Source organism: Legionella quateirensis, assembly GCF_001467955.1.
Lineage (GTDB): Bacteria > Pseudomonadota > Gammaproteobacteria > Legionellales > Legionellaceae > Legionella > Legionella quateirensis.
Window position 1 is genome coordinate 179,777 of sequence record NZ_LNYR01000031.1, and the last position, 16,968, is coordinate 196,744.

The window sequence follows — 16,968 nt, forward strand, 5'->3', positions numbered from 1 at the left end:
CGTGGTACGGTGCCTGTAATGGGAGATCCTTCACTACGTTCAGGATGACGAAATTTCAACGTCATCCCGAATGCAATGAGGGATCTCCTGAACGTGGTGCGGTGCCTGTAATGGGAGATCCTTCACTACGCTCAGGATGACGAAATTTAATCGTAATCCCGAATTCGATGAGGGATCTCCTGAACGTGGTACGGTGCCTGTAATGGGAGATCCTTCACTACGTTCAGGATGACGAAATTTAATCGTCATCCCGAATGCAATGAGGGATCTCCTGAATGTGGTGTGGTGCCTGCATTGGGAGATCCTTCACTACGTTCAGGATGACGAAATTTCATCGTAATCCCGAATTCGATGAGGGATCTCCTGAACGTGGTACGGTGCCTGTAATGGGAGCTCCTTCACTACGTTCAGGATGACGAAATTTCATCGTCATCCCGAATGCAATGAGGGATCTCCTGAACGTGGTAGGGTGCTTGTATTGGGAGATCCTTCACTGCGTTCAGGATGACGAAATTTCATTGTCATCCCGAATGCAATGAGGGATCTCCTGAATGTGGTGTGGTGCCTGTATTTGGAAATTCTTTACTACGTGCAGGATGACTAAATTGTCGAGGTTATTGATAAGTTTCGAAAATTCCTTTTAACGAGGAGCTTGAACTGTTTTCGTAAGTGATGCCAGTTACAATCCTGATTAATTCTGGATATAATGTTCTTTTATCTGCTGATCCCATTGGCTATGCTCACTGTAATTATAATAACTAAAAATGAAGAGTCTAACATCCGAAGATGTCTGGAATCTGTTCGTTTTGCTGACGAAATTATAGTTGTTGATTCAGGAAGTACTGATAATACCGTGGCTATTGCTCGTGAATATACTGAAATGGTGTTTCAGACGGATGATTGGCAGGGATATGGTATTCAAAAGCAAAGAGCATTGGCGAAGGCAACCGGGGATTGGGTTTTGAACCTTGATGCGGATGAGTCGGTAAGTAATGAGTTGAAGGAAGAAATGATGAAAGTGATTACCTCTGACTCTGCTGATGCATTCCGTATTCCAATTCAAATGTTTTTTTATAACCAGCTTTTAAAATATTCTGCGTCACCAAAAAGGCACATTCGACTGTTTAAACGCGCTAATGCCAATTACAGTAATGACATTGTTCATGAAAAAGTGGTTGTATCTTCGTCTGCACGAATTGGCAAATTAAAAAATGCCATACAACATCATTCTTACAGAGATGTCAGTCATTTGCTTTATAAACTTAACAAATATTCCTCATATAGCGCCAAAATTCGAATTGAGTCGAATAAAAAAACGAGGTTTATTTGGGTTTTGATGAATACAGGATGGATGTTTGGTCGTTGTTTTATATTACAGCGTGGTTTTTTAGACGGTAAACTTGGATTTTTATTTGCCGTGTTTAGCGCCCAAGGCACTTTTTATCGTGGAATAAAGCAAATATACAAAGACCGAAATATCAATCAATTACCCAGTTTAACAAATACAGATAAGGACGAATTGTGAGACTAACATTGTTAGAAGGGAAGGGTATATTGTTAACTCCAATATTATTTGTCCTATTTATGTTTTTTATTCCGATCAGTCCTACATTAAAATCGATTTTTTTTGCTTGTGCTGTTGGAGCAATTTTACTTACACCGCATTACAGTCAATACATTTATCATGCATTTAGCTCATTATGGGGCGGAGCTGCTTTAGCTTTATTGGTATTTTCTGTAATTGCCTGCCTTTGGAGTCCTGCACCTTTTTTCATGCAATTGACGGTTGTAGGTAAATATTCAAAATTAATTTATCTACCAGTGCTTGCCGTTGCTTTTATACATTCAAAAACAAGAAATCTCACTCTGAACAGCTATTTGGCTGCCATGTTTTTGACCTGCATTATTTCAATACTTAAAGCACTGAATATTTTGACTCCAGGAGATCCTGGTGAAGTTTTTTATAATCATATAATTACTGGCTTTATGATGGCTTTTGCTGCTTATATAGCTGGTCTTTATGTTTTTAAATATAAAGGCTGGGCAAGGGCAGGGTATGCATTCCTGGTAGTATTAATGAGTTATCAAGTACTTTTTATCAACACAGGCAGGACAGGTTATATTGTGTATTTTATTTTAATGGCTTTTCTCATTATGCAAAAGCTAAGCATCAAAAAAGCCTTGGTGGGTGTTCTTGTGTTCAGCAGCATGGTAGCAATTGTCTATCATGAAAGTCCAACTATGCATGGCAGAGTGCATGATTTAATTTCGGATATTAAGGCTTTAAAACAGAACAACCAAAATACGTCGTTAGGATACAGAATTCAGTTCCATAGGTACGCTGAATCATTATGGGATAAACACCCTGTTATTGGAACTGGAACGGGTGGTTTTAAATACAGCTTCTCTCAAGATAATCCAGTACCTAGTTGGGGAAAAGAATTGACTGATCCTCATAGTCAATATTGGATGACTCTATCCGAGCAGGGAATAATTGGTTTGATATTATTAATGATCTTTTTAGGCAGTTTATTTATTACTTCATTTCAATTGACAGAAACGAAACCTATTATTTTAGGAATATTAATTTCATTTTGTATCGGTTCGTTCTCGGATACTATTTTATGCTATTCAACAGCAGGTTATTTATTAGTAGTAATGAGCGCTTTATGCTTTGGCGAGCTAATTGAAAAACGTATGATTAAGAGCGTAAAAGAATCTAATCTGACTTCTGTTGATGATGGAATCAAGGTGTTCCCAATTTAATAGAGAGGTTTGGCCAAAGGTGATAAAAGTGATGGACCGGGCCATTACCAAAACCTACAGATGTATCTTTAGCCGCCTGAATGGCATGTGTTAAATAGTTTTTTGCGAAGCCGCAGGCTTCTTCCAATTTCATATTTTGAGCAAGGCACGCAGCAATTGCCGCAGAGAGAGTGCAACCCGTTCCGTGCGTGTTTTTGGAATCAATCCTCGTATTTTTGTACCAGATTGCAGTTTTGTTAGCGCCATACAATAGATCATTCGATTCTTTTGACTGAAGATGACCTCCTTTTAGTAAGACATGTTTAGGACCTAATTCAAGGAGTTTCTGAGCGACCGTTATCATTTCGGTTTCTGAAGCGGCATTGATGCCTGTAAAAGACAAGGCTTCAGGGATATTCGGAGTAATTAAAGTTGCAAGAGGCATGAGTAACGAAGTTAATGTATCTATTGCTTCGGGCAACAATAAGGCATCGCCGCTTTTGGCGACTGTTACTGGATCAAGAACTATAGGAATAGTACCGGCTCTTTTTTTGAGAAAAGAAGCAACCAGCTCGATAATCTCACTTTTAAACAACATACCGATTTTAATACTATCGGGTCTTATATCATCAAAAATGACATTCAGTTGATCTTCAATTGCTTGTAAGGGGATTTCATAACAGGTTCTTACGCCACAGGTATTCTGTACTGGTAGTGCGGTAAGAACCGTCATCCCATAACAGCCTAAAGCTGAAAAAGTTTTAAGGTCAGCCTGTATTCCTGCTCCTCCAGAACCATCAAAACCTGCAATAGATAAGGCTTTATATCGCATCAGATATTTACTCTTGAGTGGTTGATTGCATCAGTAAAAAAATTCCAGTCCGGATTATATAAATTATCAATAAATGCCTGCCTAAACGTGCCGGGTGTTTGAGTATGTTGATGCGTCAGTTGGCCGCACAGGCTAAAATAGGCGGTACCATGGGTGCTTGCCTGAAAGTGATCGGGATTAACGGCAGCGAATGCACTAAGGACTGCGGTCATAGTGCATCCCATACCGGTAATTAAGGGCATTAAATCTGAGCCAAAAGGAAGTACTTGTTTTTGAGTGCCATCGGTTATAAAGTCTTCTGGCCCACTAATCACAATGATTTTATTGTGCTGATGAGCCAAGGTTATTGCGCTGTCCATTGCGCTCTCGACTTGATGAGAGGTTTCAACTCCCTTGGTCCGTCCATTCATTCCGGATAACGAAATGATTTCACTGGCATTACCTCTAATAATATCAGCAAAACCCAGGATTTTTAGCGAGGCAGCTGTTCTTAATTTACTGGCTCCAGAACCGACTGGATCACATATGACTGGTTTTTTAAGAGCATGTGCCTTGTCAGCTGCATAAAGAGCTCTTTCCATAAAGGTATCGTTTAAAGTACCTATATTAATGTATACAGCCTGACTAATATTCACTAATTCTTCTAATTCGGAAACAGATTCTGACATCAAAGGAGCTGCTCCAAGCGCAAGCAGGCTGTTTGCCATAAAATCCATAGTAACGTAATTGGTCAAACACAGTATTAATGGCTTTTTTTGTCTGATTTGTAAGAACGAGGATTTTATATAATCAATCATCTTCTAAAAACTCCTGTGATCAATGATTTTTCGAAGCGTTAATGCCATAGCAGCCGGATTTTTGGCCTGATGCAGGGCCCCTATTACTGCTACCCCCTGAGCACCAGACTGTAATACCTTGTTTAAATTATCCTGGTCAATTCCACCAATGCCGATCACGGGGTGACTGGATTGGTTGCACAAGCGGCTAAGTCCCTCTATGCCCCAGATTTTTTTCAGGTTATTTTTATTTTGGCTTGGAAAAACGGCGCTTGCGGCAACATAAGTTAATTCTGAAGTATTGGCTTGAGTTAAATCAGACTCAGACTCAATTGAGAGCCCTATGAATTTTTGAGTGCCCAATTGATTTCGGGCATACAAGGGACAAGCATCTGATTGCCCAAGATGTACACCCTCAGCATTAACCTGCAGAGCAAGATGAATATCATCATTGATAATCAGGGGAATTTGATAAGTACCTAGTAGGTGTTTTAGCTCAAGAGCAAATTCCAATTTTAATGATTCATTGGTATTTTTTTCTCTTAATTGGACGGATGTGACCCCTGATGAGATGCATTGTTTTATAAAATTCAGGTATTGGGGTATGGGAACATCCTGTCGGTGGGTAACCAACATTAATTTATAAAATTCTGCGCTCATAACAACGTGATTCACTCATATTCCATCTATTAAGTAATGGAACAATTTTTCATAACATTATACTAACTGAAGAGTCGCATGATGTCTAACTTGTGATCATGATGATTTTAATAAATCAATCAATTACCAGGTAGCGACGCTTTTTTGCGGATTTTGCAAGGTACATTCTTCTGATATTGAGCCGTCATTGCAGACGACCAGGCCAGAAGCGGTATAATCCGGAGAAACGCCGCCTTGCCATAAGCAACAGCCTTTTAGAAGTTGTAAATCCATCACTGCATGGCGAGTACAATAACAGGTTGAGTAAAAACCATTATTACAGACTAAACGGCCAGCAGATGAATCACAGTAGTTAATCCCTCCCATTTTACTACAACATCCACCAGCGAATGCTGGAGAGAAAACCATGCTTAACATACTTGATATTAATAGAGTTTTAAGTGATGGCATTTTGTGTCTCTCAAGATTTATTAATTTTAGAATAGCACAGACTAAGAAAGAATATTAGAGGTTACCTATCAAATCCTGAATGGTCATTAGTTAAACGGTAGAAATGAGTCCTATTGGAGCACTTTATTACATTAAAGGATTTGATTTGCATAGTGTGTAAGCAAGTAACTGGTTGCCAAACCAGCAAGTAATCCGAATAAGTGACCTTCCCAGGATACTCCCTTTTCTCTTGGAAATATTCCAAAAAAGATACCGGCAAAATAATACAGACTCACAAAACCCAGAATGACTGTGGTTAATGTGCCTTGTTGATAAATATTACAAATTAGAAATCCCCAATAACCCGTTATTAAAGCACTGGCGCCAATATGCAAACCAGGTTTTGCGAAACACCAGATTGCCAGGCCGCTGAGTACAGTAATGAATAAGGTCACTACCAGATAATAGTAGAGGCCATTAATTAGAATAAAATTACTTAATACCAGCAAAGGAATTGAGTTGAAAAATATATGATTAAAGTTTGCATGAAGCAACGGAGCACAAATAATTCCAGGGAGTCCACGAAGGTGTCTTGGAATAATACCCAGCAGCAGGATTCGTTTCGTAATAAAATGACTGATAAAAAACAATGACCATGGAATAAGCAAAATAATTCCTAGGGTTCTGGAATTATTCTGCGTTTGAAGGATAATTAAATCAAGGCTGCTCCTGAGTTCATTGATCATGATTTTACCCTGGGCGATTCGGTGTTTTTAACCGATTTTTTGGGTTGAACTGGCGGAGTGATTGCAATATTGCGAACGGGCACAAAAAGTAAGGGTTCAACCAGCGTTTGATTGACTATCATGGACCAATGCAGATGAGGTCCTGTAACTCTTCCGGTCATTCCCACAAGGCCAAGTTCTTGCCCCTGTTTTATTGTTTCACCAGTTTTTACAAGGATTTTGCTCAAATGCGCATAAAGCGAAAATACTCCCATACCATGGTCAATAATCACTGTATTTCCAGTAAAAAAATAGTCTCCTGTTTCTACCACAATACCATCGTTTACTGCATGAATAGGTTCACCTTCAGGTGTCGCAATATCCAGTCCTGAATGAGGATCTCTGGGTTGTTGGTTATAAACTCTTTTCAAACCAAACAAACTGCTTATAGGTCCACGTAGCGGGGCTGTAAATTGTTGTTTGAATGGATTGGCATTGGAGTAGTTTGCATAGATCTGGGCTAATTTTTGGGTCTCATTTTGGATACGAAGCAAATCTTGAGGTTGTGGATCTACCTTGCTAATATCTTTAATATTTAAAAATTGTGTAGTGTAAAATTTATCGCTGACTTGAAATGGGATGGTTGTTTTTACGGGTTTTGTAATGTCCAGATATTGAATTGGTTCATTAGTATTCAATGGTATGGCTACAATAAGCAACCACTGATTCGGTATAACACTGGGAACGACCGGTATTTTGTTCCCATGATAATAGGCTTCGGGTTGTTTTTTAATGTCTATGGGAATTATGGTTAATCCACCATTGACCGCATGATTCTCGGGTAGAGCCATAGCAAAAATTCCGGTAGACAAACTCCATATGAATAGGGCGGTGCAAAGAATAAGTTTGTTCATGATCGTGTTTAGTCCTTAATGTAAGTTACTTCACATGCTAGATTACCTTTTGCCAAACGTACCTCTATGGCATCTCCAATATGTACTTGTTGTGTAGTAAAAATAACTTTTTCGTCTATCGTGGCTATTGCATATCCTCTTTCTAGTGTAGCCAAGGGGCTTACCGCGTGCAAAGTTGACAAATTATTTGCCAACTGATGTCTCAGTTGAATGACTTTATTTTTGATATGATGAACAAGCTGAGAAACGATCTGATTGATGCGGATCTGGGTTTGTTCTATTTGCGTTTTCGGATTGTTTGCATGCAACAAAAATAAACAGCGACTCACATCGTGTTGCTTTCGGTTAATCAATTGAGTCTGGTTTGCTACCAATTGACGTTCCATATAGTCTATTGTTTGCCAATACGAAATGATGGTTTGCCGTGGCGATGAGATTTTGTCTAACAAGTGGCTGACTTTCAACTGATGATTCTGTATGAATCTCGATATTGTCGTTTGTAAGCGGGTTATTGCATGATTAATACGATTAATGAGCTCAATACAGTTTGGGGTAACGGCAATCGCGGCGGCTGTTGGTGTTTCGGCTCTGAGATCAGCTACGAAATCTGCAATGGTAAAATCGGTTTCATGCCCTACACCCGATACTATGGGAATGGTACTGACGGCGATTTCACGTGCCAGCTGTTCGTTATTGAATGCCCATAAATCCTCTATGCTCCCTCCACCGCGAGCCAGTATCAGTACATCGCATCGAGGGTTTGCATTAGCAAATTGCAAGGCTTTAATCAGTTGTTGCGGTGCTGTTGCGCCTTGGACTTCACTTGGATAAATGATGATATTTGCCAAGGGAAAACGTCGTGCCAGAGTAGATAAAATATCACGAAGAGCAGCGCCACTCGCTGAAGTGATAATTCCAATAGTATTTGGTATCTCGGGTATCTTTTTTTTCCTGGATGGATTAAATAATCCTTCGGCTGCAAGTTTATTTTTCAGTTCTTCAAATCGTTGATAGAGTTCTCCAAGACCTGCATCCGTTATTTGATCGACTATGAGCTGATAGTCTCCCCGAGCTTCGTAAAGGCTTAATGTTCCACTAGCCACGATTTGCTTCCCATCACCAAGTTGTCCAGCTGCAGAACCAAAATGCCTGTTTTTAAAAAAAACACATCGAATTTGTGCTGAGCTGTCTTTTAAAGTGAAATAAAAATGTCCGGATGAGGGTTTGCTCAAATTTGAAATTTCACCTTCAACATGAACAACCCCCAATTCATTTTCGAGATAGCTTTTTACTTGTCTGTTCAGTTGACTGACCGACACTACTGAGAAAAGAGCAACCATAATGAAAAAATATCCTGCAAATCAATCATTTGCTTATACTATCAGATAAAAAAAGAATTCAAAATCTATTGAAGCATGCTGTCACATGAATTAACTTAGTAGGATCGGAATATTCTATAATTTTTTTCTTTTAATAGGGATGAGGACGTGGCATGAGACATGCGATAATATTGGTTGCTGTTCTTGGTTCATCCTATGCGGCTGCTGATACATTATATGATGCTGTTCAACATGGCATGATTTCAAATCCGGATGTGTTGTCAAATACAGCAAAGGGATTGTCTGCCAAACAAGGGATAGATAAAGCTAAAGGTGCCTATTATCCTACAATAGATGTAACAGGTGGCTTTGGGCGTGAGCGAAGTTTAAATCCGACCACCACTGCCATTGATGATACCAATGTTGCGATATTAGATCGTACAGAATCTGCAGTGGAGTTTAAGCAGAATTTGTTTGCTGGCGGCGGGATAGTTAATGAAGTCAAACGAAATCAATATTTAACTCAAGGTCAACGTTGGAAAACCCAGGGTGTTGCTGAAGATTTGGCACTGGATATCACTAAGGTTTATCTGGAAGTGTTATTGAATGAGCGTTTATATACTTATTCTATAAGTAACCTGCAAGCTCATAGAGCTGTTTTTAAAATGATTAAAGAGCGAGCGGATGCAGGAATTTCGCGTGAAGCTGAAGTAGATCAGGCAGTAGCAAGACTTGCACTGGCTGAATCCAATAAAATCAGTGCGCAGGCCAATCTTCAGGAAGTGCGTATTAACTATGCGAAACTGGTAGGAAAATGGCCTGAACATTTGACGTGGCCCCATATACCAACTAATAAGGAATTACCAAGTACCTTGACTAAGGCACTTGAAAAAGGTTTGGATAACCATCCTACAATTAAATCCAGTTATGCAGACATCAAGCAGGCTAAAGCTCAATATCAAGTAGCAAGAGCAGCATATTATCCCAAAGTGGATTTGGTATTGAGTGCTTCCAAAAACAGGAATCTTAGCGGTTTGGTTGGACCCAATAATTCAGATCTTGCTGCAATTCGAATGAATTATAATGCGTTCCGCGGTGGAGCAGATGAGGCTAATGTGCGTCAGACTGCTTATCAGGTGCAGGAAGCATATGAAATAAAAAATCGTAGTTTGCTACAATTGAAAGAAGCAATCAGGTTGTCCTGGAATGCGTATACATCTGCAGCACTCAGATTAAGACCTTTAAAAACGCACGTCGTTGCTTCACGCAAAACACGTACTGCTTATCAGGATGAGTTTAAGGTAGGAAAAAGAACTCTGCTCGACCTGCTGGATTCTCAGAATGAATATTATCAAGCAGAGATTGAGCTGGCTCGGGGTCAAAACGACGAGATGCTGTCACGCTTTAGAATTCTGAATGGAATGGGTAGATTATTGTATTATTTAAAATTAAGATTGCCTGTTAATGTGGTAAATAATGATGTATTTAGCTCAGCTCAAACGCATATATTGTTAAATAAAAAAATGGATGAAATACCTTATCCTAATGATACGGATCATCCCATGCTTTTGGCTGAGCCTGTTAAAAATATGGAAACCACTCCGATTAACAAGGCGATAATCGATAAGAATACAACTACTCCTCAGCAGGTAACACCGAAGTTGTGGTATGTTTCAGCGGGTGTTTTCAATGTGAAAAGTAATGCTGTTGCACTGGCAAATCGTCTGATTGGACTTGGTTTTTCAGCGTTCGTAACCAAGTGTGATAATCACTTGTCAGTGCTTGTAGGACCTTATGAATATCGTGGGCATGCAGGTAATGGAATGGAACGATTAAAGGAACTGGCTCATGTACAAGGGGTACTTGTTACATTCAAAAATCGGCCCCCAAAAGCATAATGGAATTCCAGGCACACTTCTGTTGATGTGCCTGGCTTTTTTTTATTCATTTCATTCCGGTCTTTATGCTTCAACTCCTATAAGTATTGAAAAAATTCAACAAATGGAGCAAAAAACCCAAGGTGATATTAAAAAAAGATTTCGAGCCTGGGGTAATTTAATAAAAGCTCTTGAACATGAATCCATCGACATAAAATTAGAGAAAGTAAATTCTTTTTTTAATCAATTCAGGTATGAATCTGATTTGCAATCTGAAGGTATTGAGGATTATTGGAAATCTCCTGAGGAATTTATTATCGATGGCGGAGGAGATTGTGAGGATTATGCGATAATTAAGTATTTTACTTTGATCACCTTAGGTGTGCCAACAGAACGATTGAGAATTACTTACGTTACATCACTAAAATTAAATCAGGCACATATGGTTTTATCTTATTATCCATCTCCCGAAGCTGAGCCCCTTATTTTAGACAGTTTGGAACCTGAGATAATGCGGGCGTCCAAACGCACTGATCTCAAACCAATATACAGTTTTAATGGAGAAGGTTTATGGCTTGCTAAACAGCGTGGTCAAGGTTCTTTTATGGGACATTCCAACGGTTTGGGCAAATGGGAAGAATTAATGAAGCGTATGCAATAAAAGGTGAAAGACCATGACACTGATCAAGAAAATGGCTTTGGGTGCTTTAATGATGTTACTGCTCGTTTTTATTGGCACTTATTTTATTACAATGAATAATGCCCGTAACTTTTTTATCCAGCAAATTGAAAGTAATGCACAGGATACGGCGACCTCCTTAGGATTGTCCTTATCTCAATCTTTATTAAGTCATGATCTGCCAACCATGAACGCAATGGTTCAAGCAGTCTTTGATAGAGGTTACTTTTCATTTATTCGGGTTAAAGACATTAAAGGTAAGGTTCTTATTACCAAAAAACTGATGGCTCAACAAAATGAAGTTCCGCAATGGTTTGTACATTTGATCCAATGGCCGTTAACTGAAAAATCGTCGCTGGTGATGAATGGATGGATGCAGGCAGGAGTAGTATCTGTAATCAGTGATCCTAGCAATGTTTATAGTTCTTTGTGGCGTAATGCAGTAGAAATGGTTAAGGCTTATATTATTTTTGCTTTAGTCGTCCTGCTATTAACTTATGGCTTCATTCAGCTGTTATTAAGACCTTTAAAAAGAGTTACTTCACAAGCTCTAGCGATATCAGAGCATGAATTTCCAATTGAAAAACACATACCTCGAACGCCTGAATTGAAGCAAGTGACACTGGCGATGAATCAGATGGTGCTAAAAATTAAATCATTATTTGAAGATCAATTACAGCAAGCGGAATTATTACGAGTACAGGTTTATCAGGATCCGTTGACTGGATTAAGCAATCGAAGATATTTTTTACAACAATTATCTGCAATTTTAGATAATGAGGATGAGTTCATTCCCGGTTATGTTTTAATGATCGTTATTGATGGATTGGATGAACTGAATCAAAAGCATGGCTATCAGCAAGGTGATAATCTGGTGATGGTCGTTGCGCGGATTTGCAAGGAATTCTGGGGGTGCTCTTCTGTCAGTTCTATTGCACGAATTAGCGGAAGTACATTTGCGGTAATTAATCACGAGCAAGACCCTGAGGTCTTTGATAAGCAATGTAGGGAGTTTGAGAGTCGTTTAAGACAGATAATCAGTGATATTAAACCCTGTGAATCCCATATGGGAGCAGCTGGATATTTTGCTCATCAAAGTGTGTCCAACTTATTATCCATGGTTGATTTATCGGTTAAAAAAGCCCGTGAACTACAGGTGTTCTATTGCCAGAAAGAGCATGATACGTTTAAATATCCTCGGTTAATTACTCGTGATGATCTGATTAATTTCTTGAACAAAAAAAATATGCATTTGTATGCTCAAGGGGTTACAAATGGCAAAGATTATTTACATAAAGAGATCTTTGTAAGAATTCAAGATCAGGATAACGAGGAATTGGGTGCCGGTTATTTTATGCCAGTAGCGGAGAAAATGGGATTGGCTTTTCTTATTGATTTGTATGTTCTTAAAGAATTGACTGACAAAAAAATTGCTTCCACTGAGTGTTTTGCACTGAATATATCCGAAGATACTCTGGTGAATAAAGAGCATAGAGAAGCTTATTTAAAACAATTAAAAAATACACCTCCAGAGATATTAAAAAATCTATCATTAGAAATAAGCGAGAATAAGGTACTGGATTCATTTTCTCAGGTGAAGGTATTTGCTAAACAGGCTCAAAAATTGGGAGTAAAGATAGGCGTGGATCGCGTTGGAATTCATTTTTCTCCTCTGCATTATTTAAGTGATCTACATGTTGATTATGTAAAATTACATGGAAGCCTGGTGCAGGATATTGATGAAAACGAAAGCAAGCAGTTTTTCATTCACTATTTTAACGAAATGGCTAAAACCCTGGACATTCAGGTCGTTGCAACACAGGTAGAACAGGAAGCCCAATGGCATGCATTGGAACTGGTTCATGTTTCCTGGGGTCAGGGGCGTTATCTGGATTCAATTGCTTTATTAGATTAAGGGATTGTACATAACAGTACATGCACTGAAGGTGTATTGATAGAGTTCCTGAACATTTGACGGGCTAAGCCTCTGTAAAATAAATCAAGAATACGTTATGATAAACTTTCGATAAATCACAATAAAAATAATATGAACTATTTTCGCAAACAGCAAACATATTTCTTTATACCGTTCTTATTGTTGTTAACGAGTGTTATTTTAACTGGATGCGTCGATTTATCCGGTTCCCGAAGTGCTTATAGAAAAAAAGCGACACATAATACCAGTACAGTGAATAAAAATACGCCCAATGTGAACACAACACCTGTTAAAAAAGGTGAAGTGCATACCATGCGCGGTGGATTAGGTATTTTTAGTAAGGGAATGAATCAATTAAGAGATACTGTAGCAGATAAATACCACATATCATCTCGAAGTACTATGTGGTATAACGCAGGAGAAGTAAGCCGAAACATCATCGATCGGTATTACAGACAAAAAGAACACAGACCAATTATTTTAATTGGCCATTCATTGGGCGCCAATGAGCAGATAAAGGTAGCGCGTAATCTAAATGATGCAGGTGTACCTGTAGCACTGTTAGTTACGGTTGATGCCGTATCTCAAACCATAGTACCTCCAAACGTTAAACAGGTGCTTAATGTTTATAAACCAGGTTATGTTCCTATGTTCAGTGGTTTAAAGTTAAGGGCAGTAAATCCAGAAGCAACTCATATTGAAAACGTTAATGTAGATTCATTAAAAGAGGTTAATGTAAACCACTTTACTATTGATAAAGATAAAGTCGTACAGGCGATGATATTAGATAAAGTTGAAAAGGTGTTAATTGATGGAAATAGTAAGGGCGCATAAAAACTGTTTATCTCCTCGTATCTGTGTTATTGGAGCTGGCCCAAGTGGAATTGCAGCAATTAAAAATTTACAGGAACAAGGTTTAACCAGTATCACAGCTTTTGAAAAAAACAATCAAATCGGCGGCAATTGGGTTTATGATGAGAACAATAATCATTCAAGCGTTTATGAAACTACTCATATTATCAGTTCAAAGAGATGGTCCGAGTTTGAAGACTTTCCTATGCCCGCAGAATATTCTGACTATCCATCTCATGCGCAGTTATTAAATTATTTTAAGAGCTATGCTCAACATTTTGATCTGAACAAGTATGTTCGTTTTAATACCACGGTTTTAAAAGTTACACGTACTGATGATCAGAAATGGAATGTACTTTATGAGGATTCACAAGGTACTCATGAAGAGTGCTATGACTTTTTGTTAATAGCAAATGGCCATCATTGGGATCCCACTATGCCCCAATATCCGGGGGAATTTTCCGGTGAGGTGCTTCATTCCCATCAGTATAAAAAAGCATCAATTTTTAAAGATAAGCGAGTGTTAGTTGTCGGTGGCGGAAACTCGGCCTGTGATGTGGCAGTAGAAATTTCTCGAGTGTCACCCCAAACCTGCATTAGCATGCGCCGTGGATATCATATTTTTCCCAAATTTATTTTTGGTAAACCTACTGATGTAGCTGTAGCTAAAATTCAGTGGATGCCGTCCTGGTTACGACAGAAATTTATCAGTTTGGTAGTCAGAGGCCTACAGGGACGCTACGGTAAATACAAATTAATGCAACCCGATTGCGGCCCTTTAGAAATTCATCCCACAATCAACTCGGAACTACTTTATTTTATTCGTCATGGAAAAATAATACCTCGTCCAGGAATATCCCACTTCGAAGGAAATGAAGTGCATTTTACAGATGGCAGCAAGGATGAGTTTGATACAGTCATTTTTGCAACAGGTTATCAAATCAGTTTTCCTTTTTTTGATAAAGAGTGTCTGGATTTTAGTAATTCCACCAAAATCCCCCTTTATCGAAAGATGATGCATCCGGATTTTGATAATTTGTATTTTATTGGTCTTTGTCAACCACAAGGTTGTATTTGGCCTTTAGCTGATTATCAATCGAAAATTGTCGCACGCATTATTACTGGAAGTTTAAAGCGACCAGAGCAGTTGCATAAAAAAATTGAGAAAGAAATTAATAAACCGCATTATCGCTTCAAATCCAACAGGCGTCATGCACTGGAAGTTGACTATCACATGTTTCGGCGTGAATTATTAGAAATGCTGGGTAAAAAACGATTTGGTTTAAAATTTAATTTTTGATTGCTCTCCTGGAAGAGCAATCAAGCCGGAGCCTGTAATTGACGAAGTCGTAATACAGGCTACTCCCTGAGTAATCCCCTTATTCTATCGAGGATAATTATCTATTATTCAGTATAAACGTTCGTCTTTGCGAACGAAGTGAAGCAATCCAGAACACAGTTCCAATGAAGCTCCGTAGTGGATTGCTTCGCGTTGCTCGCAAAGACGAGGTATTAATAAGACCATCAAGAGTTAATTGAATACATTCTCTGAGTAATCTGCTCATTGTTCTATCGAGGATAATTATCTACTATTTAATACAAACGTTCGTCTTTGCGAACGAAGTGAAGCAATCCAGAACCTATATCCAATGAAGCTCTGTAGTGGATTACTTCGCGTTGCTCGCAAAGACGGGGTATTAATAGGTCCATCAAGAGTTAAATAACATTCCTTGCGTTATAAATTATGAGGAGATTACGCAGGGTTATGCTCTAAGAATGACACATTTTTGCAGGGATCCCCGTTTTCGCAAGGATTAAATATAAAATTTAGGATTTCTCAGGCATAAAGCTCGGTACTTAGACTTTTTATCCTGTTGATTATAATTTAAAAAATATCGCTTAAACTAAAATGCGTTTACGCTTGATAAGAGAATTCATTAGTTTTTCAATATTATTAATATAAGGGTTTTCCTGCCGGAGAATAGCGTTTGTTCGTTCCTCACAATAACCTTTAACTTCCTTATCAGGCAATATATAAAATCTTTTGAGTTCCACTTCTTGAATAATATGCAACGCAACATCTGATGCAGGGCGTGAATGTGCTAACAGTGAATTTAAAGATTCGTGAAATGCAGAATGGGATTCAGCAGAATTATTGGATAGTAATGAGGTATCAGTAAATGAAGGGAAGACGACTGAAACATCAACAGGTTTTTCCAGTCGTTTAAGATCATAAAACAGTGATTCAGATAATGCCAGAACAGCATGTTTTGACATGGAATATGCTGCAATTTGTGAACCGGAGCACAGCCCATACATACTTCCCATATTTATAATATGGGAATGGAATTGTTGGTTGAATAAATAAGGCATAAAAACTCGGATTACATGAATCATCCCATATAAATTGACATCCATGACCTGGCTCAATTGTTCTGGCTGTAACTCCCAGACGGGAGCCAAAGTTCCAATGATTCCTGCATTATTAAAAAGCCAGTCTATTCTTCCACAATGGGTATCAACATAGTGCATCAGTTGCTCAATTTCATCAGGTTTTGTGATATCGCAAGTTTTATTGAGTACTGAACCAGGAAATAATGCAATCAGCGCGTTGGCCTCTTTAATTAGTCTGGAACCGTCCTTATCCACCATGACTACCTTGATACCACGTTGTAGGCATATCTGGCTTAGAGCTAGTCCTATGCCGCTTGCAGCACCAGTAATTACAGCAACCTTCATTTTAGTTCCCCAGTATTCTGATATTTATTTGATTGTACTTCATAAACGAATAGAGTGTGTTGAAGATTCAGTCGTTCACTCTCAATTTCAGCAGGGTATCACAATTTATTCTGATACCAAACTATCATCAATCTTGAGTCTCATTGTGTCATTTCTTAATAATTCCGAAAATCGTCATCCCGAATGCAATGAGGGATCTCCTGAATGTGGTGCGGTGCCTGTATTTGGTGATCCTCCACTGCATTCTGAGGTATCCTTTCATAATTTATAACACCGAACATGTAATAATTTAAGTATCAAGGGTCAATTATTACCCGTCTTTGCGAGCAACGCGAAGCAATCCAGAACGGAGCCTTATTGGAACTGTATTCTGGATTACTTCACTTCGTTCGTAAAGACGACAGTTTATACTGAATGGTAGATAATTATCTTCTCTAGAATTATGAGGGAATACCTCAGCACTGCGTTCAGGATGACGGTATTCC

General features: G+C 38.6%; 15 protein-coding genes. 7 read left to right on the top strand and 8 right to left on the bottom strand.

Annotated elements, in window-relative coordinates; genetic code table 11:
• Positions 1-736 precede the first annotated feature (736 nt).
• Both Lqua_RS10430 and Lqua_RS10435 read left to right on the top strand, forming a co-directional pair.
• A complete protein-coding gene (locus Lqua_RS10430) occupies positions 737-1,525 on the top strand; it encodes a glycosyltransferase family 2 protein (RefSeq protein WP_058474401.1) in 789 nt (262 codons plus the stop codon).
• The gene (locus Lqua_RS10435) at positions 1,522-2,766 is read left to right on the top strand and encodes an O-antigen ligase family protein (RefSeq protein ID WP_058474217.1); all 1,245 of its coding nucleotides are present in this window, start codon (positions 1,522-1,524) and stop codon (positions 2,764-2,766) included. The genes Lqua_RS10430 and Lqua_RS10435 overlap by 4 nt, the downstream gene beginning before the upstream one ends.
• Here Lqua_RS10435 and thiD read toward each other — a convergent pair.
• From thiD to xseA, 7 genes are all read right to left on the bottom strand, one after another.
• Positions 2,747-3,577 carry a bifunctional hydroxymethylpyrimidine kinase/phosphomethylpyrimidine kinase gene (gene thiD, locus Lqua_RS10440; protein WP_058474218.1) on the bottom strand — a complete coding sequence of 277 codons (831 nt, stop codon included), beginning with the start codon at positions 3,575-3,577 and terminating at the stop codon, positions 2,747-2,749. The two genes, Lqua_RS10435 and thiD, sit on opposite strands and share 20 nt — an antisense overlap.
• Positions 3,577-4,374, bottom strand: coding sequence for a hydroxyethylthiazole kinase (gene thiM, locus Lqua_RS10445; protein WP_058474219.1), 798 nt, complete (start codon positions 4,372-4,374; stop codon positions 3,577-3,579). Before thiM ends, thiD begins: the two co-directional genes overlap by 1 nt.
• A 3-nt stretch (positions 4,375-4,377) precedes the next feature.
• Positions 4,378-5,028, bottom strand: a complete 651-nt coding sequence (gene thiE, locus Lqua_RS10450) for a thiamine phosphate synthase (protein WP_115148760.1) — start codon at positions 5,026-5,028, stop codon at positions 4,378-4,380.
• Between the two features lie 108 nt (positions 5,029-5,136).
• Positions 5,137-5,463 carry a hypothetical protein gene (locus Lqua_RS10455; RefSeq protein WP_058474221.1) on the bottom strand — a complete coding sequence of 109 codons (327 nt, stop codon included), beginning with the start codon at positions 5,461-5,463 and terminating at the stop codon, positions 5,137-5,139.
• A 131-nt stretch (positions 5,464-5,594) separates the two neighbouring features.
• Entirely contained in the window at positions 5,595-6,188 is a 594-nt protein-coding gene (locus tag Lqua_RS10460; RefSeq protein WP_058474222.1) for a rhomboid family intramembrane serine protease, read from the bottom strand.
• Positions 6,185-7,081, bottom strand: a complete 897-nt coding sequence (locus tag Lqua_RS10465) for a M23 family metallopeptidase (protein ID WP_058474223.1) — start codon at positions 7,079-7,081, stop codon at positions 6,185-6,187. The genes Lqua_RS10460 and Lqua_RS10465 overlap by 4 nt, the downstream gene beginning before the upstream one ends.
• Positions 7,082-7,089: 8 nt before the next feature.
• Positions 7,090-8,421, bottom strand: a complete 1,332-nt coding sequence (gene xseA, locus Lqua_RS10470) for an exodeoxyribonuclease VII large subunit (RefSeq protein WP_058474224.1) — start codon at positions 8,419-8,421, stop codon at positions 7,090-7,092.
• A 152-nt stretch (positions 8,422-8,573) separates the two neighbouring features.
• Between xseA and Lqua_RS10475 the strand changes: the two genes are divergently transcribed.
• From Lqua_RS10475 to Lqua_RS10495, 5 genes are all read left to right on the top strand, one after another.
• Positions 8,574-10,298: a TolC family outer membrane protein gene (locus Lqua_RS10475; RefSeq protein WP_058474225.1), complete on the top strand. Its 1,725-nt coding sequence runs from the start codon at positions 8,574-8,576 to the stop codon at positions 10,296-10,298.
• Entirely contained in the window at positions 10,249-10,938 is a 690-nt protein-coding gene (locus tag Lqua_RS10480) for a transglutaminase-like cysteine peptidase (RefSeq protein WP_083501309.1), read from the top strand. Before Lqua_RS10475 ends, Lqua_RS10480 begins: the two co-directional genes overlap by 50 nt.
• A 13-nt stretch (positions 10,939-10,951) precedes the next feature.
• On the top strand, positions 10,952-12,871 hold the full coding sequence (locus Lqua_RS10485; protein WP_058474226.1) for a bifunctional diguanylate cyclase/phosphodiesterase: 1,920 nt from the start codon (positions 10,952-10,954) through the stop codon (positions 12,869-12,871).
• A gap of 132 nt (positions 12,872-13,003) precedes the next feature.
• On the top strand, positions 13,004-13,726 hold the full coding sequence (locus tag Lqua_RS10490) for a hypothetical protein (protein ID WP_058474227.1): 723 nt from the start codon (positions 13,004-13,006) through the stop codon (positions 13,724-13,726).
• Complete coding sequence (locus Lqua_RS10495; RefSeq protein ID WP_058474228.1) at positions 13,704-15,044, top strand: flavin-containing monooxygenase; 1,341 nt, start codon at positions 13,704-13,706, stop codon at positions 15,042-15,044. The genes Lqua_RS10490 and Lqua_RS10495 overlap by 23 nt, the downstream gene beginning before the upstream one ends.
• Before the next feature lie 599 nt (positions 15,045-15,643).
• Here the strand turns inward: Lqua_RS10495 and Lqua_RS10500 are convergent.
• On the bottom strand, positions 15,644-16,483 hold the full coding sequence (locus Lqua_RS10500) for an SDR family NAD(P)-dependent oxidoreductase (RefSeq protein ID WP_058474229.1): 840 nt from the start codon (positions 16,481-16,483) through the stop codon (positions 15,644-15,646).
• Positions 16,484-16,968 lie beyond the last annotated feature (485 nt).